General features: G+C 73.3%; 16 protein-coding genes. All 16 read right to left on the bottom strand.

Annotated elements, in window-relative coordinates; all coding sequences use genetic code 11:
* Nucleotides 1-63: 63 nt before the first annotated feature.
* Nucleotides 64-1233, bottom strand: coding sequence for a winged helix DNA-binding domain-containing protein (locus BX283_RS33835; RefSeq protein WP_101391223.1), 1170 nt, complete (start codon nt 1231-1233; stop codon nt 64-66).
* Nucleotides 1230-1424 carry a hypothetical protein gene (locus BX283_RS33830; protein ID WP_101391222.1) on the bottom strand — a complete coding sequence of 65 codons (195 nt, stop codon included), beginning with the start codon at nt 1422-1424 and terminating at the stop codon, nt 1230-1232. The genes BX283_RS33835 and BX283_RS33830 overlap by 4 nt, the downstream gene beginning before the upstream one ends.
* 160 nt (nt 1425-1584) lie before the next feature.
* The gene (locus BX283_RS33825; protein ID WP_101391221.1) at nt 1585-2445 is read right to left on the bottom strand and encodes a phosphatidylinositol-specific phospholipase C/glycerophosphodiester phosphodiesterase family protein; all 861 of its coding nucleotides are present in this window, start codon (nt 2443-2445) and stop codon (nt 1585-1587) included.
* Between the two features lie 160 nt (nt 2446-2605).
* The gene (locus BX283_RS33820; protein ID WP_101391220.1) at nt 2606-3262 is read right to left on the bottom strand and encodes an ABC transporter ATP-binding protein; all 657 of its coding nucleotides are present in this window, start codon (nt 3260-3262) and stop codon (nt 2606-2608) included.
* The gene (locus BX283_RS33815; RefSeq protein ID WP_101392731.1) at nt 3255-4166 is read right to left on the bottom strand and encodes an ABC transporter ATP-binding protein; all 912 of its coding nucleotides are present in this window, start codon (nt 4164-4166) and stop codon (nt 3255-3257) included. The genes BX283_RS33820 and BX283_RS33815 overlap by 8 nt, the downstream gene beginning before the upstream one ends.
* A 71-nt stretch (nt 4167-4237) precedes the next feature.
* On the bottom strand, nt 4238-5104 hold the full coding sequence (locus tag BX283_RS33810; protein ID WP_101391219.1) for an ABC transporter permease: 867 nt from the start codon (nt 5102-5104) through the stop codon (nt 4238-4240).
* Entirely contained in the window at nt 5097-6062 is a 966-nt protein-coding gene (locus tag BX283_RS33805; protein ID WP_180357505.1) for an ABC transporter permease, read from the bottom strand. Before BX283_RS33805 ends, BX283_RS33810 begins: the two co-directional genes overlap by 8 nt.
* A 23-nt stretch (nt 6063-6085) precedes the next feature.
* On the bottom strand, nt 6086-7693 hold the full coding sequence (locus BX283_RS33800) for an ABC transporter substrate-binding protein (RefSeq protein ID WP_101391218.1): 1608 nt from the start codon (nt 7691-7693) through the stop codon (nt 6086-6088).
* A gap of 108 nt (nt 7694-7801) precedes the next feature.
* The gene (locus tag BX283_RS33795; protein ID WP_101391217.1) at nt 7802-8899 is read right to left on the bottom strand and encodes an acyl-CoA dehydrogenase family protein; all 1098 of its coding nucleotides are present in this window, start codon (nt 8897-8899) and stop codon (nt 7802-7804) included.
* A complete protein-coding gene (locus BX283_RS33790) occupies nt 8896-10089 on the bottom strand; it encodes an acyl-CoA dehydrogenase family protein (protein WP_101391216.1) in 1194 nt (397 codons plus the stop codon). The genes BX283_RS33795 and BX283_RS33790 overlap by 4 nt, the downstream gene beginning before the upstream one ends.
* Nucleotides 10086-11054, bottom strand: a complete 969-nt coding sequence (locus BX283_RS33785) for an NADPH:quinone oxidoreductase family protein (protein WP_101391215.1) — start codon at nt 11052-11054, stop codon at nt 10086-10088. Before BX283_RS33785 ends, BX283_RS33790 begins: the two co-directional genes overlap by 4 nt.
* Nucleotides 11055-11184: 130 nt before the next feature.
* Complete coding sequence (locus BX283_RS33780) at nt 11185-11769, bottom strand: helix-turn-helix domain-containing protein (RefSeq protein WP_101391214.1); 585 nt, start codon at nt 11767-11769, stop codon at nt 11185-11187.
* Nucleotides 11770-11800: 31 nt separating this feature from the next.
* Nucleotides 11801-13087 (bottom strand): TIR domain-containing protein, encoded by a 1287-nt coding sequence (locus tag BX283_RS33775; RefSeq protein WP_101391213.1) that lies wholly within the window; start codon nt 13085-13087, stop codon nt 11801-11803.
* A 5-nt stretch (nt 13088-13092) separates the two neighbouring features.
* Nucleotides 13093-15993 carry a hypothetical protein gene (locus BX283_RS40860; protein ID WP_180357330.1) on the bottom strand — a complete coding sequence of 967 codons (2901 nt, stop codon included), beginning with the start codon at nt 15991-15993 and terminating at the stop codon, nt 13093-13095.
* Entirely contained in the window at nt 15990-17099 is a 1110-nt protein-coding gene (locus BX283_RS33765; RefSeq protein WP_101391212.1) for a hypothetical protein, read from the bottom strand. The genes BX283_RS40860 and BX283_RS33765 overlap by 4 nt, the downstream gene beginning before the upstream one ends.
* The gene (locus BX283_RS33760; protein ID WP_101391211.1) at nt 17096-17995 is read right to left on the bottom strand and encodes a MoxR family ATPase; all 900 of its coding nucleotides are present in this window, start codon (nt 17993-17995) and stop codon (nt 17096-17098) included. Before BX283_RS33760 ends, BX283_RS33765 begins: the two co-directional genes overlap by 4 nt.
* Nucleotides 17996-18009: the final 14 nt, after the last annotated feature.

Raw genomic sequence — 18009 nt, 5'->3', positions numbered from 1 at the left:
TCCATGGAATCGATGGGCGCTTCACACACGCTTCATGATCGGCCGACACTCAGAGACGGGCTCTCAGGCGGAGAGCCGTCGTTCGAGCGGGGTGCGGAAGCTCGGCCGGATCCGTACGTCGCCGAAGAAGGCCGCGAGCCGGGCCGCCTCCGCCTCGATCGCGGCGGCCGCGTCGCGGCCCTGGTCGGTGAACACGTGCGTGACGATCTCGCCGTCCGGGCGCTGGGCCCAGCCGCCGACGATGCGGCCGTTCCACCACACCGAGGGGCCGATGTTGCCGGTGCCGTCGAAGAGTTCGGCCTTGTGCCCGGTGTCGAGGTACCAGTCGCGGTGGCGCCAGCCCATCGGGGTCGGGTCGAGGCCCGGGAGCAGCGCGGCCCAGGGCTCGGCGGCGGGCGGCTTGTCCAACTGGCCGGGCAGGGCGTGCCCCGGGCCCTCGTCCAGCTCGATGTCGACGGCGTCGGTCCTGGCCAGCGCCTTACGGGTGTCGGTGAGGGTCCAGCCCGTCCACCACTTCACGTCGTCCGTGGTGGCGGGGCCGAAGGCGTCCAGATAGCGGGCGACGAGCTCGGCCCTGGCCTCGTCGGCCGCGAGCTCGGGGTGCGGCTCGGCGACGGTCCAGCGGAACTGGCTGGACGCCCAGGTGCCCAGCGGGCGGCCGCGCCGGATGCGGCCCTCGGCGGCCAGGACGCCGAGGAAGCGGCTGGTGATGCGGGGCCGTGCCTCGTACGGCTTGCCCGGGGACTGGACGATCTGCGACTTCAGGTCGGGCACGTCGTCGGCGAGCTGGGCCGCCGTCGCCTCGCCGCGCGCGGCGAGGGCGGCGAGGACCGCTTCCTGGGTGGCGGCGAACCACTGGGCGCCGAAGCCCAGTTGTTCCTCGACGACCTTCGCCAGACCCGCGCGCTCACGGACGGCGACGGCCCGGGCGGCCGCCGCGTCGGCCACCGGGGCGAACGCCGTGGGCAGCACGAACATGGTGCGGCGCATGCACAGCATCCGTACGAGTGAGTGGTCCTCGTACAGCGCCCGCTCCAGCTCCCCCACCGACGCGTTCCCCATCCGGGCGGCGACCGCCAGATACACCGTCGCGGGGTCGGTGGCGTGCAGCGCCACCAGCGCGTCCGCGACCGCCTCGGGGGTGGCCGCGCGGGTGGCCGGGGTGAGGAGGTGGCGGGGGCCGAGCCGGGCGCGCCGCGCCTCGGCGGTGATCTTCTGGCGGGCCGGGGTCATGGCCTGAGGCTACCGACCACGCTCGCGGTGGCGTTCAGCCCGTCCTGGATGGTGGGGGCCATGCTCGTACCGGCGAGGAAGAAGCCGAGGAGCACACAGACCATCGCGTGCGAGGCCTTGAGTCCGCCGCTGCGCAGGAAGATCACCGCCAGCACCACGAGCAACAGCACCACCGAGATCGAAATGGCCATGGCCAACCTCCTCCACCGCGCCGGAATTGCGGCATTCGGCGGCCAGTGTGGCGGAGGAGGCGGGCCGGTCGGGCGTATGGCGTGTCCGCCGTACGGGTGTTGACTGCGGGTGACGGCCCGGGAGGCGAGTGACGCGTGCGGCCCCGGTATGCGGCCGGTACTACTCTCCGTGCGTGCGGAGGAAGGCCTCAAGCCCCGCGAGGTCGTCGGTGTTGATGTGGTCGACGTCGGCGGCGAGCAGTTCGCGCCACAGGGCGTCCCGCTCCGGTCCCGCGACGTCGGGGGTCGCCCAGAACCGCACCCGCTGCCGGTGCGCATGGGCCTGCGCCACGATGGCGCGCAGCTTCTCGCGCTCGGCGGCCGGGAACGGCCCGGCGCCCAGCCAGCTGAAGCTCTGCGTCCAGTTGCTGCTGATGAGCGGGATGAAGGCGGCGGTGGCGGCGGTGCCGAGGTCGTCCAGGCGCCCGTCGTAGAAGGCGTACCGCACCTTCTGCGCCTCCATCGGCACCCGGGCGGCGCGGTCGCCGGAGACGACGGGCGTGACGGCGCCGGTCGAGACGCGGCCGTGCGCGTAACCGGTCAGCATCCGGCGGTACGGGCGCAGCCGCCGGTCGAGTTCCCGGTAGGCGGCGGCGCCGTCGGTCTTGATGTCCACCAGGAGCTGTACGGGGCGGTGGTAGCCCCGGTAGACCGAGCCGTGGTGGGCGCGGACGCGGGCCAGCAGCGGGTCGAGGTAGAGCGATTCGAGCGTACGGGTCGGGTCGAGCTGGGTGGGGTCGTGGGCCACCAGGAGCTGCCCGTCGACCAGGAAGACATCGGCCTCGACGCTGGTGAACCCGTGGTCGAGGGCGTCGAAGAGCGGGTGCGGATGCTCGAAGTCGTTGTGCGCGTGGGTCCGGCGCAGCGGTCTGGGCCCGGCGGGGTGGGCGCGTTCGGCCGCGGAGGCGGCGGGCGCGATGGCGGCAGAGGCGGCGGCCGCGGCGAGGGCGGCGACGGCGCCGCGGCGGGTCAGTCGAGCCATAGGGGTGCTCCCGGGGCGGTGGGACGGGCGGACGCGACCGAGTATGCGGGCGCGCCTGTCCCAACGGGCAGGCTGCTTCGCAGAGTTGGCCGGTACTTCGCCGCCCGGCCACCCGGCGGCCGTCCGGGGAGATCCGGGTGGCAGGCACGTTACTGCGCGGTCACCCCGAGAGTTCGCCCCACTGCTCCGCCCGGTCGCACCACCGCTCAAGGAGCGTCCGGTCGTGGCCCACCGCGAGGAGGGAGGCCGTCGTCTCCCTGCGGTAGCGCTCGACCGCCGCCACCAGGGCCGCCGTCGTCGAGGCGTCCAGCATCGCCGTCATCTCGTCGCAGACCAGCAGGCGCGGGCGCAGGACCAGGGCGCGGGCCAGGCAGGCGCGCTGGAGCTGGCCGTCGCTGACCTCGTGGGGGCGGCGGTTCAGCAGGTCCCCGCCGAGGCCGACCAGGTCCGCGAGTTCGTCGACGCGCTCGCGCACCTCGATCTGGCGGCCGGTGGCCCGCAGCGGCTCGGCGACGATCTCGCGCAGCCGCAGCCGGGGGTCGGCGGCGAGCCGGGGCGACTGGAAGACGACCCCGACGGTGGTGCGCTGGGCGCGCGGGGCCCGGTGGCGCCACTCGGTGACGAGGGCGCCGTCGAGGGTCACCGTGCCGTCGTCCGGCCGGTGCAGCAGCGCCGCGACCCGGGCCAGGGTGGATTTGCCGCAGCCGCTGGGGCCGAGCAGGCCGACCGCCTCGCCGGGGGCGACGGCGAGGCTCACCTCGCGGACCACGGGCCTGCCGCGCTCGTACCCGGCGGTGATGTTCTTCAGGTCAAGCACGGCCGGGCTCCTCCAGGTGGTGACAGGCGACCCGGCCGTCGAACGGCGGCAGGGTGCCGCACTGGCCGGTGGCCCGTTCGCAACGGGGTGCGAACGCACAGCCGTCCGGCAGATCGCCCAGCTCGGGCGGCATCCCGGGGACGGGCGTGAAAGCCCGCTCCGGGAGCGCGTCGAGCAGGCCCCGAGCATACGGGTGACGGGGTCCGGTCCCGCCGAAATACGAGGTTGCGTCGGCGAGTTCCACGACGCGCCCGGCGTACATCACGGCGACCCGGTCGGCGATCCGCTCGGCGGCCGCCAGATCGTGGGTGATCATCAGCAGCGCCCGGCCGTCGTCGGCGGTGCGGCGCAGCTCGTCGGCCGTGCGGTCCACCAGGTCGCGGTCGAGCCCGGTGGTCGGCTCGTCGGCGAGGAGCAGCGGCGCGTCCCCGACGAGGGCGAGCGCGGTCGCGGCGCGCTGGGCGAGCCCGCCGGACAGCTCGTGCGGATAGCGGTCGAGGTGCCCGAGCGGGAACGCGGCCCGTTCGGCCGCTGCTTCGGTCGCCGCGCGCAGCTCGCGCCTGGGCGTTCCGGTGAGCTCGCGCAGGGTCTCCGCGAGCTGCGCCCGTACGGTCCGCACGGGCGTGAGGTGGGCGGCCGGGCTCTGCGGTACGAGACCGATGCGGCGGCCCCGTACCGTACGGGCGAGTGTGCGTTCGTCGGCGGCGAGCAGGTCGACGGGGTCGCCACCGCCGCGCAGCACGGCGCTGCCCGCTGTCTGGGCGTTGCCCGGCAGCAGGCCGAGCAGCGCCGAGGCGAGGACGGACTTGCCGCAGCCGCTCTCGCCGACCAGGGCCAGGCACTCGCCCGCCGCCAGGTCGAAGGAGACGTCGGTGACGGCGGCGATATGGCGCCCGCCGCGCATCCGGAAGCGCACGGACAGGCCGCGTACCGAAAGGACCGTGGTCGCAGCGGCCTTGGTCACAGCAGCCTTGGTCACAGCATCAGCTCCGATCGGCGGCGCGGGTCCAGGCGTTCGCGCCAGGCGCCGGCCAGGCCCGCGACGGCGAGGGTGGGCACGATGAGCAGCAGGCCGGGGAAGAGGGTCGGCCACCAGTGCCCGGCGAGCAGCGAGCCGCGCGCGGACTGGACGAGGTTGCCGAGGCTGGCCTGGTGGCTGGGCAGGCCGAGGCCGAGGAAGGAGAGCGCCGACTCGTGCCACATGGCGTGCGGCACCATGAGGACGGCCGCGAGCCCGGCCTGCGGCAGGACGCCCGGCAGCAGATGACGGGTCGTCACCCGCAGCCTGGAGGCGCCGCCGGAGATCGCCGCGTCGATGTAGGGGCGCGAGCGCAGGGACAGCACCTCGGCGCGCACGATACGGGCGGTGGAGAGCCAGTGCGTCACGGCGACCGAGGCGATCACCGGCCACACCCCGGGGCGGAACATCGCGACCACGAAGATGCCAAGCAGCAGGTGCGGCACCGACGAGAACACGTCCACCAGCCGCATCACCAGCCGGTCGGTCCAGCCGCCGAGGGCCGCAGCCGCCGCGCCCACGACCGTGCCGACGACGGTGGCGACGAGCGCGGCCACGACACCGACGAGGAGCGAGATCCGCAGCCCGTAGACACAGCGGAGCAGCAGGTCGCGGCCGACGTCGTCGGTGCCGAACGGGTGCTCCCAGGACGGCGGGAGGAGCTTGTGCGACAGGTCGACGGCCTGCTGGTCGAGGTGGACGAGCGGCGGTACGAGCAGGACGGCGAGGACCGCCGCCGCGAGAATCACGGCGGAGACGCGGACCCGCAGCGTCCGGGTGGAGCGGCGGGTGCGCCCGCACGGGCGCCAGACGGTGTCAGCCATCGAAGCCCACCCTCGGGTCGGCGATGCCGTAGAGCAGATCGGACAGGAGGTTGCCGAGCAGCACGGCCGCGGTGGCGAGCACGGTCAGCGCGGCGAGCAGCGGGAAGTCCACGGAGGTCGCGGCCTGCACGGTGGCGGCGGCGATGCCGGGCCAGCTGAAGACGGTCTCGACGAGGAGGGCGCCGGTGATGAGTTCGGGGACGCGCGAGCCGACGAGGGTCAGCATCGGCAGCATGCCCGAGCGCAGGGCGTGGCCGAGCAGGACGGTCCGCTCGCTCAGCCCCCGCGCGCGGGCGCCGCGTACCGGGTCCTCCTCCAGGGCGTCGGCGACGCCCTGGCGTACGTACAGGTAGAACCAGGGCAGTTGGGAGATGCCGAGGACGGCGGCGGGCAGCACCAGGTGGTTCGCCACCTGGCCGAAGGTGACGGTGTCGCTCGCCGTGTCGGTCAGCCCGCCGGCGGGCAGCACATCGAGCTTGAGCGCGAAGAACCAGATGGCGAGCAGCCCGAGCCAGAAGGCGGGCGCCGCTTCCAGGGTGTACGCGGCGGAGCTGACGCACCGGTCGAGCCAGCCGCCCGGGCGGCGCCCGGCGAGCACACCGAGCCCGGTGCCGAGCACGATCGCGACCAGGAACGCGGTGGCGGCGAGCAGCACCGACCAGCCGAGCCGATCGCCGATGACGTCGGCGACGGGCTGGCGCAGGGTGCTGGAGTCGCCGAGGTCGCCGGTGAGGGCGGCGGTCAGCCAGTCCCACCAGCGGGTGACCAGCGGCTGGTCGACGCCGAGGTTGGCGCGCAGCTGGTCGAGGTTGTCCTGCGAGGCGGTGAGCCCGGCGGTGCCCGCGTAGGCCTTGACCGGGTCGAAGGGGGACGCGGCGGCCACCGCGAAGACGCCGAAGGTCACCACGAGCAGGACGGGGCCGGCGAACAGGGTCCGCCGCCCCGCCATCCGTGCCATCGGCCCCCAGGGGAGGCGGCGGCTCACTTCTTCGGCGCCCACGTCTCGACGTTCCACCACGGGCCGGAGGCCAGGCCGTGGTCGTGCGGCTCGGTCTGGGTGGAGAGCCCGTCCCAGCGGTCGTTGACGACGTAGAGGTGGTCGATGTGGGTGAGGAAGGTGTAGCCGGGGTTCTTCACCAGCTCGCGCTGGACGGTGTCGTACGCGGCCTTGCGGACGGCGGTGTCACCGCTCCTGCGGCCGTCGTCGAGCGCCTTGTCGACGGCCGGGTCGGTGTACCACGCCATGTTGTTGAACCCGTCGCCCGCGAGCGAGGACTTGAGCAGCGTGTACTGGTCGAAGTCGGGGTCGCCGGGCGAGCCGCCGCCCGCGAGGACCGCCTCGTCCTTCATCCTCGGCTCGATGACCTCCCAGGTGCCGGACTTGGTGGTGATCTCGATGCCCGCCTTCTTGGCGTCGGAGGCGTAGGCGAGGGCGTGGTCCTGGCGGAGTTTGTCGCCGGAGAGGTACCAGAGCGGGAAGGCGGCGCGGACGCCGTCCTTCTCGCGGATGCCGTCGGCGCCGGGCTTCCAGCCCGCCTCGTCGAGGATCTTCTTCGCCCCGGCCAGGTCGTGCGGCCGCTCGGTGCCCTTGGCGAACCAGGGGCTGCCGGTGGGCACCGGTCCGTAGGCGGGCTTGCCGGCGCCGTCGAGGATCTTGTCGACCATCGCCTCGCGGTCCACGGCGAGGTCGAGCGCGCGGCGCACGGCGGTGTCGCCGGTGACCTTGTTGCCGGTGGGCAGGGTCACGTTGCGGTAGTCGTAGGTCTTCGCCGTCCAGGTCTTCTTGTGCTTGTCCTTCTCGAAGCCCTGGGCGAGGTTGGGCGGCAGGATCGCGCCGTCGAGGTCGCCGGAGCGCAGCCGGGTGGCGCGCACGTCGTCGTCCTTGATGACCGCCATGGTGAACTTCTTCACCTTCGGCGCGCCGCCCCAGTACGACGGGTTGGCCTCGAACGCGATCTTCTCGCTCTTGGACCACTTGACGAGCTTGTACGGCCCGGTGCCGACGGGCGCGGTGGCGAAGTCGCCGGTGTTGACGTCCTGCTTGCCCGCGATGTGCTCGGGCACGATCGGCAGCACGGTGCGCTGCGCGAAGGGTGCGTAGGGGTACTTGAGCGTGAAGACCACCGTGTCGTCGCCCTCGGCGCGGACCTCCTTGACGGCGTCGAGCTCGCCCTTGGAGGGGTTGTTGGTCTTCGGGTCGAGGATCGTCGAGTAGGTGAAGACGACGTCCTTGGCCGTGAACGGCTTGCCGTCGCTGAACGTCACGCCCTTGCGGAGCTTGAACGTGTAGGTCAGCCGGTCGGCGCTCACCTCGGGCAGCGCGACGGCGAGCGCGGGCTTCAGCTTCATGTCGGCGTCCTGCGTGAGCAGCCCGTCGAAGATCTTGGAGTTGCCGTCCTTGCCGTAGCCGAGGAGCGGGCTGAGCGTCTCGGGCTCGTACGCGATGCCGACGACAGCCGTGTCCTTGACGGCCGTGCCGCCGCTCTCCCCGCCCGGGTTGGAGCAGGCACTCGCGGTGAGGGCCAGTGCTCCGGCCAGCGCCGCGGCGCCCGCTCCTCGCATCGCCCCGTGGATCGAACGGGCGGCCATGCCCCACACCCCTTATTGAAGATCGACTGTTATTGCGAACTGGTCGCAACAGCTCGCCATTTAAACAGCCTGCAAAGGGGCGGTCAAAAACGGGACACTCGGCGCAGACTATGCAGGGCCGGGCAGCCCCACGATCTCCGCGACCGAGGCGCGGTGCTCACCGGCCGAACCCAGCGCGCTCTGCGCCGACTTGGCCCGCTTGAGGTAGAGGTGCGCGGGGTGCTCCCAGGTCATCCCGATGCCGCCGTGCAACTGGACGCACTCCTCGGCCGCGTGCACCGCGACCCGCGAGCAGTACGCCTGCGCGACCGCCACCGCCAGCGGCGCCTCCTGGCTCCCGGTCGCCAGCGCGTCGGCCGCGTTGCGCGCGGCGGCCCGCGCGGAGACCACCTCCAGCCACAGCTGCGCCATCCGGTGCTTGAGCGCCTGGAAGGAGCCGACGGGCCGGTTGAACTGCTTGCGGTCCCGGGTGTACGCGACGGTCTCGGTCAGGCACCACTCCGCGACGCCGAGTTGCTCGGAGGCGAGCAGCCCGGCCCCGGCGAGCAGCCCCCGGCGGGCGGCGGCCCGGCCGGTGTCCACATCGGCGAGCAGCGTGCCGCGCGCCCCGTCGAGGGCGACGTCGGCCAGCGGGCGGGTGAGGTCGAGCGGGGTGAGCGCGGTGCTGGCCGCCTCGCCCGCCTCGACGGCGTAGAGCCCCTGGCCGGTCGGCACGAGCAGCACGTCGGCGGTGGCGGCGTCGGCCACGGTCCGCACGATCCCGTCGAGCCCGCCGCGCAGCCGCAGCGAGTCGGGCCCGTACGAGAACGGCACGGCCAGCGCGGCGGTCCTGCGGCCCGACGCCAACTCGCCGAGCAGCGCCGCGACTTCACCGGTCGCGGTGTCGAGGCCGAGCAGCGTCTCGGTGGCGACGACCGAGCTGGTGAGGTACGGGACCGGGGCGACGCTCCGGCCGATCTCCTCCAGGACCACGGCCGCCTCGCGGTGTCCCGCGCCCTGGCCGCCCAGCTTCTCCGGGACGAGAAGACCCGCGAGCCCCATCTCGGCGCCGAGCGCCTGCCACAGTCGGGGGTCGTAGGGGGTGTCGGACTCGGCGCGGGCCGGCGCGGACGGGGTGTCGGTGCGGTCGGCGAGCAGGGAGCGCACGGCGGCCCGGAGGTCCTCCTCGGCCTCGGAGTACAGCAGGTCGGGGGCGGTCTCGGTCATCGGGCCAGGTCCTTCCAGGCGACGTCCTTGTCGTTGCGCGGCTCGGCGGGCAGCCCGAGGACGCGCTCGGCGACGATGTTCAGGAGCACCTCGCTGGTGCCGCCCTCGATGGAGTTGCCCTTCGAGCGCAGATACCGGTATCCGGCGTCGCGGCCGGTGAAGTCGACGAGCACGGGCCGGCGCATGGTCCAGTCGGAGTACAGCAGCCCCTCCTGCCCGAGGAGTTCGACCTCCAGGCCGCTGATCTCCTGGTTGAGCCGGGCGAAGGCGAGCTTCATGCCCGAGCCCTCGGGTCCCGGCTGGCCCGCGACGAGCTGCTGGCGCAGTCGCTCGCCGGTGAGGCGGGCGACCTCGGCCTCGACCCAGAGGGTGAGGAGGCGCTGATGCAGGTCGTGGGTGCGCAGTTCGGGGCGTTCGCGCCAGGTCCTGGCGACCGGCCCGATCATGCCGCCCTCGCGGGGCAGCCGCATCCCGCCGATGGAGACCCGCTCGTTCATCAGGGTGGTCTGCGCGACCTTCCAGCCCTCGCCGACCGCGCCGAGGCGGTGGGCGTCGGGGATGCGGACGCCGGTGAGGAAGACCTCGTTGAACTCGGCCTCGCCGGTGATCTGGCGCAGCGGCCGCACCTCGACGCCGGGGTCGGTCATGTCGCAGATGAAATAGGTGATGCCCTGGTGCTTGGGAAGATCGACGTCGGTGCGGGCGATCAGGATGGCCCAGCGGGCGAGATGGGCGCTGGAGGTCCACACCTTCTGCCCGGTGACGACCCAGTGGTCACCGTCCCGGACGGCCCGAGTGCCGAGTGCGGCCAGGTCGGAGCCGGCGCCCGGCTCGCTGAACAGCTGGCACCACACCTCCTCGCCGACCCACAGCGGCCGCAGGAACCGCCGCTTCTGCTCGTCGGTGCCGTACTTGAGCACGGTCGGCGCGGCCATGCCGAGCCCGATCCCGATCCGGCGCGGGTCGTTGTCGGGCGCGCCGGCCGCCGCCAGCTCGGCGTCGACGACCGGCTGGAGCGAGCGCGGCGCCCCGAGCCCGCCGAGACCCACCGGGTAGTGCACCCAGGCGAGCCCGGCGTCGAAGCGGGCCTTGAGGAAGTCGATCGCCTCGGTGGCGGCGGGCGGATGCGCGGCGAGCAACTCCTGTGTACGAGCGCGCAGTTCGTCCGCGTCGGGCTGCTGCTCGCTCATCGGGCGGCTCCGTCCGGGAGCACGACCACCCGACCGGTGGTGGTGCCGTCGGCGACCCGCTGCACGGCGGCGGCAGCGTCCTTCATCGCCACGCGCTCGCTGATGAGCGGCTTCACGGCGCCCTTGGCGGCGAGCTCGGTCAGCTGCTCGTGGCAGCGCAGGATGGACGCGGGGTCCTTCTGCGCGTACAGCCCCCAGTGCAGACCGACGATCGAATAGTTCTTCACCAGCGCGTGGTTGAGGGCCGGGGCGGGGATGCTGCCGCTGGCGAAGCCGACGACGAGGATGCGGCCCTCGAAGGCGACGCACTTGGCGGACTTGGCGTACGCGTCGCCGCCGACCGGGTCGTAGATCACGTCCGCGCCGCGCCCGCCGGTGGCCTCCTTCACGGCGGCCACGATGTCGTCGGTGCGCCGGTCGATGACCAGGTCGCACCCCAGCTGCCGGGCGATCTCGGCCTTGTCGGCCCCGCCGACCACGCCGATGACCTTCGCCCCGGCCGCCTTGCCGAGCTGGACGGCCGCGCTGCCGACCCCTCCGGCGGCGGCGTGCACGAGCAGCGTCTCGCCCGCCTGGAGGCCGGCCCTGCGGTGCAGCCCGAACATGCCGGTCTGGTAGCCGATGTGCAGGGCGGCGGCCTCGGCGTCGTCCAGCGCTTCGGGCGCGGGCAGCAGCGCGCGCTCGTCGGCGATCACATGGTCGGCCAGCCCGCCGAACGGCAGCACGGGGTTGGCGATGACCCGCCGCCCGTCCTCGGTCTCCCCGCAGATCTCCACCCCGGGCGTGAACGGCAGCGGCGGCTTGATCTGGTACTGCCCCCGGCACAGCAGCGCGTCCGGGAAGTTGATGTTCGCGGCGCGCACCTTCAGCAGCACCTGCCCCGGGCCCGGGGTGGGGCGCTCGACCTCTTCGAGCCGCATCACCTCGCCCGGCTCGCCGTTCTCGTGCACTCGCCATGCCTGCATTCGGGGCCTCCACGCGCTGTAGGCGGTACGGCTGCGTACCCTTGCTCCCCGGCATACTAAGCGGTCGCTTGCTGCTGAGGGAACAGCTGGAGGCAGGCGATACAGGACACTGTTCCCCGCCGGATTCCGGCTACCCCCGCTTGGGCCGCGCCCGTACGTGCATCCGCTCGCCCTGCGGCCCGAACAGGCTCAGATACTCCACCGGCGCGTCCCCGGCCGGCCCGAACCAGTGCGGCAGCCGCGTGTCGAACTCGGCCGCCTCCCCCGCCCCCAGCACCACGTCGTTCCCGGCGAGCACCAGCCGCAGCCGCCCCGCCAGGACGTACAGCCACTCATACCCCTCGTGGACGCGCGGCTCGGGCGCGCCGCCCACCTCCCGGTCCACCACCTTGTACGCCTGGAGCCCGCCGGGCTGGCGGGTGAGCGGCACCAGGGTCTTGCCGCCGCGCACGATCGGCTTGGCCCGCACCCGGGGGTCCCCGACCGGCGGCGCGCCCACCAGATCGTCGAGCGGCACCTGATGGGCGCGGGCGATCGGCAGCAGGAGTTCGAGGCTGGGCCGCCGGTTCCCGGACTCCAGACGGGAGAGGGTGGAGACGGAGATCCCGGTCGCCGCCGACAGGTCCCCGAGCGTGGCCCCGCGCTCCTTGCGGATCCGCCGGAGCCGGGGGCCGACTTCGGTCAGCACGTCGTCGAGTGCGCGTTCCTCGTCCATCCGTCCATTGCAGAATCGGCAAGGCCGTTTGTCAATCGGGGCTCACCGCAGGCCGCTCCCGCGTGGCGGCCAGCTCCTGGAACTCCCCGTGTGTGATCACCATGTCCTGCTCCTGCCCCGGCGTCAGCCCCGCGAGCCGCACCGAGCCGTTCCGCCCCGGCGCGGTCGGTGCCTGCTGGTGGGCGAAGACGAACAGCAACCTGGGGAACACGGCGAGCAGCCGGTCGAGGAGGTCGGCGTCCGGCGGCTGGTACAGCACGACCGTGAACGGCCCCGACTCCTCCTCGTGCCGCGCGAGCAGCCGCCGCAGGGTGTCGTCGTCGCACTCGAAGCCGTACCCGATCGAGGCGACCACGCAGGCGCGCACCTCGGCGATCACGCTCTCGACGAAGTCCGCCCCGTCGTGCCGGGGCGCGGGTTTGCTCATGAGCCAGGGCTTGGGCGTCTCGCTCGCCCGGCGCACGTACATGTCCGGGGTCTCCTTGAGCGTCGACCCGAGGAGCGCCACCCGCTCGCCCGCGCTCTCCCCCACCACCCGCAGTTGCTCGGCCGCCTTCTTGGGGACGCGGGCGAACGGCACCACCAGGTCGACGATCTCCTGCCGGTGCTCCCGGCTCCTCACCTTGGGCAGGAAGTGCTTGACCGCCTTGCGCATCGCGCAGCTGTCGCCGACGTTCTCGACCGGCCGCTCGGTCAGCAGCCCCTGGGCCACGGCGTAGCGCGAGTGGCCGCGCGCGTAGGCGAAGGTGGCGACGCCCAGGATCTCGGCGGTGTGCTCCAGGGCCGCGTCCGAGAGGTCGGAGATCCGCCCCGCGAGGAAGTCGGTGACTTCCGGGTACGGCAGCGCGCCCTGCCTCTCGATCAGGGGCCGCAGCGACGTGGCGATCTTCTCCGGGGGCCGGGCGGGGCCGTCCTGCCGCCTCCAGTCCACCATGTCGAACCGCCCGAGGTTCAGCTTGCCGAGCCCGCTGTCGGGAAGCTGGCGCCGCCGCACTCCGGGCAGGGTCACGGGCAGGACCACGAAGGCGTCGTCGGTCCCGGCCCGCTCGGCGTCGGCAACGATCGCCTCCACCATCACGTAGTACGAGCCGAGCGCGTGCGGCGACAGCAGGATGATCATGCCGTGGCACTTCTTGATCTCGGTGAGCACCTTGCCGTACCAGGTGTCGCCGCCGTTCAGGACGCCCTTGTCGACGACGGGTTCGCAGCCCAGGTCGACGAGGTGCGCTTCGAGCGCGAGCAGATAGGCCCGGCAGTCGCACCCCGACTCGGGGGTGCACTGCGAACTGTGGCTGAGGAAGATCCGGGGACGTGCCATGGCCGCTACTCCCCCGGGCCGAAGGTGCGCGGTATGGGGAGCAGCCGGTACCAGCGGACGGCGCCGCCCTCGACGGCCACGGTCGCGGGGGCGCTGTCGGCGCAGGGGACGACGGTTCCGTCGAAGAGGTCGAGCAGCCGGGCGTCGCCCGGGGCGTTCAGGTCGTCCGGGGTGACGCGGATCACCTCCCGATCCGTACCGGCGTTGGCCACGCACAAGACGATCTCGTCGCCGTGTCGCCGTATCACTCCGTGCAAGTTCGGTCGCGGCAAAGGAAGTTCACGGCAGTCACCTCGGGACAGGGCGAGATGGTCCCGGCGCAGCTCCAGCATTCTCGACACCTCCGGGTCCTGGTTCTGGAGGAGCGACAGGGGAACGATCGGGCATCCCGGCAGGCCGAGCAACACCCGCAGGGCCAACGTCGTTCGTCCGGATGCGCTCAGGTAGTCGGGCAGCAGATGGCCCCACTGCGCTCCGGGCCTGGCCGTGCCCAGCGGCAACCGGGCGTTGACGAGGGCGTTCTTGACCAGGGCGCCTTCCGTCATACCAGTGATCAGCTCCCCCTGCAGGGCCCGCACCACGACATCGCAGGCCAGGAAGGCACCAGTGGCACCGAAGTCGGAGTCCGCCGTGGCGGGGAGCCCGGTGGTGTGCGTTCCGATGAGCACCCGGTCGTCGTAGCCGTCCAGCAGGTGGCGCACATCGCGCAGTACGTCCGCGTCGAGGCGGCGGTCCCCGACCAGGCGCAGGCCGTCGATGTCGTGGTCCAGCCACTGGCGCATCGAGTTGAGGATCCGGCCGACCGCGTACACGGCCCGCAGATCCATGTCGACGACGATCCGTACGCCGTGGTGGTGGGCGGACATGAGCAGCGACGCGAACCCTCCGAAGTCCCCCAGGGAGTCGGGGATCTCCTCGTCGGGGATTCCCTCCACGTCGCCCCTGACGGTCGGGGTGATCGGCCCGACCGTCAGGCACGTGACGCCGGCCGCCCGGATGGACGCCATCGACTCCGCCAGGTCGACGAACGTGACCGGGGCCCGGCCCGCGCGCACCTCGGCGATCACCTCGCCCCGGATCCAGGCGGGCACGTCCACCGGGCCGGACAGGGCTTCGGTGTCCGGTGTGACGACGTACTGGCGTCCGTCGTCGGTGGTGAGCTCGACCGGCCCGCCGGTGCCGGACACGGCCCACTCGCCGTCGGGCAGGGCGAAGACGCGGTCGGCGCAGAAGGCCAGCCGTCGTTCGCTGCCGACGGCCGTCCCTCTGCCGAGGTTCCAGAACAGGAGCCGGTAGTCGCCGCCCACCGCGGCGACCCGCCTGCCTTTCGCGCTCATGCCCAGCGAGGTGACCTGCCAGGGCGCCGTGCCGTAGTGCATCGGCGTACCCCCGCTGTCGGCGGACCACCCCTCCACCCTTCCGTCCGCGCACGCCCAGACCAAGCGCGACCCGTCCGGGGAACCGGCGACGGCGGTGACCTGGCGGGCCATGAACACCCGCCTCGCTTCCACTCCGTACATGCTCAGCTCGCCCGCTCTGTCGATGAGGGCCACATGCCCTCCCCCGTCCGACAGCCACCACGCCCGCACGATGGCCGACTCGGCACTGACCCAGATCCGCTGTCCCGTCGGTGTGGTCAGGAGAACCTGGTTGTCATTCCACAGGGACAGCTGCGCCAGACCCCCGGCGCGGTGCGCCAGGAACCGCACACCCAGCACCGCCGCCTCACCGCTGCGCCGTTCGTGGAGGCCCTGCCTTCCCATGAGGAGCTCGCACTCGATCACCCTCTCCCCCTCGATCCAGGCGACGGCCGCCCCGTCCGCCGACAAGGTGAGGGATCGCCGAGGCGCGCCGTTGACGGCGGCGGGGATGCGGCCGAACTCCGTGCCGTCGTCGGCGTGCAGCACGATCGAGCTGTCCGAAAGCAGTACGGCGTACCGCGCATGCTCCACCACCGCACCCGCCGCGATCGCCACCTCGTAAGCCACCCCGGCGTGCGCCAGGCCCTGGACGGGCTCGCCGTCCACGGACAGCCGCTGCACCACGGTGAAGGGGAGGCGGACGCTCTGCCGTTCCCCCAACTCCAGCCGCACCGGGGTCGATTGGGGCGCGAGCACGCTCGCCACCTCGATGCGGGCCGTCCGCACCCCCGGAGCCGACACCGTACGCACACCGTCCAGAGGCGGACAGCTGAGCACCACCCCGTCGGAGCGGGCCACCACCCCGACGGGGATGTCCCGCTGCACCAGCGCCCGTGCCGCCGCCGTCATGCCCGGCGGGCGCGGGAAGTGGTCCTGCGGCGGCGCCAGGCCGAGGCGTTCGGAGGACGCGACCTGGATCCGCCAGGCGTCGTCGTACCGCCGCACCCCGCTCGGCAGGCGCGGCACATAGTGCAGCGCCCAGCGCCCGACCTCGTCGCCCGCGGCACCGGTGGCCGTGACCGCGCGCAGGACGCGCCGCAGTTGCTCCTCGACGTACTCGGGGGTCGAGGTGGCCGGGAAGAGGTCGGCCCACAGCAGGTCCTCGAACCAGCGCGCGACCGGCTGCGCGCCCAGATGTGCCTGGACCATCAGGTCCCGTACGTCCTGCACGAACCGGCGGGGCCGCAGGGCGAGGCGTCGGCGCAGCACGGCCGCCGCGGCCGGGTCGAGCACCAGGGAGTGGTCGCTCGCCGACTCCACCAGCGGGGAGAACCACAGCTCGGCCTCCAGACCCGCCGACGAGCGCGGCAGGAAGCGCAGCCGGGCGCGCCGCAGCAGCGGCCGCTCCACCCCGGCCGCGAGCGACAGGCACTCGGCGAGCCGGACGAGCTGGGGACGGCTGCGCGCGAGCTGCGGGATGTACTCCTCCATCGTGCGGCCGGACCGTGGCGGCAGCTGCGCCCGCGGCGCCTCGGGCTGTGTCACGGGCGCTCCAGCCATCCCCGCACCCGCGCCGTCGCCCGCTGGGCGTGCCGCAGCGAGACACGCCGGTCCAGCGGGACGAACGCCACCTTCTTGCGCAGCAGTGCCGGATAGTCCGTGCTCTCGTACGGGGTCAGGCAGATGACGGGGCAGCCGGAGTGCGCCACGGTGTGGACGAACGCGCGCCACTCCCGCGGACCCGCGACGACCTGACCCGCGAACGGCGGCCGCATCCGGCCGAGGTCGGAGAAGAGGATCACCGGGGTGCCGGGCGGCGGCGGCCGGTACGGGTCGATGGTGAGGGGATCGTTGCGCACCACCCCGCGTCCCGGCGCGCCCCGGAACCTCAGCACCTCGATCCGGTCGCGCCCGGCGATGCTGCCCACCAGGTCGCGCAGCCACAGTCCGTCGTCGCGGAACGGCGCCATGCCCGGGCCGTGGTCGAGCAGCAGCTGCACTCCGCGCCGGGTGCTCAGCCGCCGCCTGCGCGGTACGGCCCGCAGCGCCTGGCGGCCCGCGACGCCCCGCAGCAGCGCCCGCTGGTCGACCTCCCTGCTCTCGACCGGGGTGGCCACCGCCGCGAACATGATTCCCCGGGCCCAGTCCTTCTTCCAGGGCGGCTCGTGGGTGAGCGGGACGGCGGCGGTCCTGCGCCGCGGCAGCCCGGCGCCGGGCTGCGTACCGTTCGCGCCGTTCGCCTCGCCGGCCGGGGGCGCGGGACCGCCGATCGCGGTGAGCGAGAAGTCGACGGGCCGGTGGGCCAGCCGGACCGCCCGCGGCTCGCCGTCGTGTCCGGCGCCGTCCTCCTCGGACTCGGACGGTTCGGGCGGCGCCGGACGTGGTGTCCGCTCGGCGGTGACGGTCCGGGGAGGCTGCGCGGACGTGCCGCGCAGGGGCCCGCCGGACGCCCCCTCCAGCCGTACGGCCCTGGGACGGCCGGCGCCCCCGACGACGGCCCGCACGGAGTCGCTCTGCGACAGAGCCGTGGGCGTACGGTGCCCCTGCCCAAGGAGCGCGGCCATGGCGGCGGCGGTGGCCAGGTCCGCGGGCCGCAACTCGGCGACGGCCCGCGCCAGATCGCCGAGGAAGAGCTCGCCGCGCCCGCTCACCCGGTGGGCTCCGCTCCGTCGCGCCGCTTGCGCAGGGTCACCGCCTCCAGCGCCGCCCACTCGGGCGTGCCGGGCACCACACCGAGCTGCTGGCTGGCCTTGAGCGCGTCCAGGTACTCGGCGGTGCTGGGCCCGGCCGCCGGATCCTCCAGCTTCTTGCGGACGTCCAGGATGTGCTCGGCGACCTTGTCCGCGAGCTCCGGCTCGTACCGCTCGCCGAGGTGGGAGCCCGCGACCTTCAGCAGATGTTTCTTGGTGGGTGAGCGCAGCTCGAAGACGATGCAGCGGCGCAGGAACGGCCGGGGGAGCTCGCGTTCGTCGTTGGTCGTGATCACCACGAAGGGCGCCTGCTCCGGCGGCACGGAGACCGACTGCTCGTCGTCCCACGGCACCGGGAACGACAGCGAACCCAGCGGTCCCAGCAGGCTGTTCGGCAGGTCCGGGTCCGCCTTGTCGATCTCGTCGATGAGGACGACCGAACGCCTTCCGCCGGGAGCCTCGAAGGCCCGCCACAGCGGGCCCTTGGTGTAGTAGTGCCCCATGTCGTCGACGAGCCGCTGCGCCTGGGCGTCGTTGAGCCGCTTCAGCGCGTCGAACCGCCAGAGCAGGTCCTCCGGCTCGGTGCGGGCCGTCACGACGTGCGCGTAGTACTCCCAGCCCAGGATCCTGGCCACGTTGGGGGCGAGGGTGGACTTGCCGGAGCCCGGCGGGCCGAACAGGAGGAGGGGACGCCCCGTCTTGAGGGCGACGTTGACCGCGAGGACGGCTTCGTCGTCGTCGAACACGTACACCTCGTCGTCGGCGGCGTACCGCCCAGGACCGGCGACCGGACCTCCCGGGCCGTCGCCTCCCGAACCGTCGCTCCTCGGGTCGAACTCCTTGTCGTACCGCAGCACGCGGCCCTCCCTCA

This window comes from Streptomyces sp. TLI_146 (genome assembly GCF_002846415.1).
In the GTDB taxonomy this organism is placed as follows: domain Bacteria; phylum Actinomycetota; class Actinomycetes; order Streptomycetales; family Streptomycetaceae; genus Streptomyces.
The sequence above is the reverse complement of the archived record's forward strand: the minus strand, read 5'-3'. Positions and strand labels throughout refer to the sequence as shown.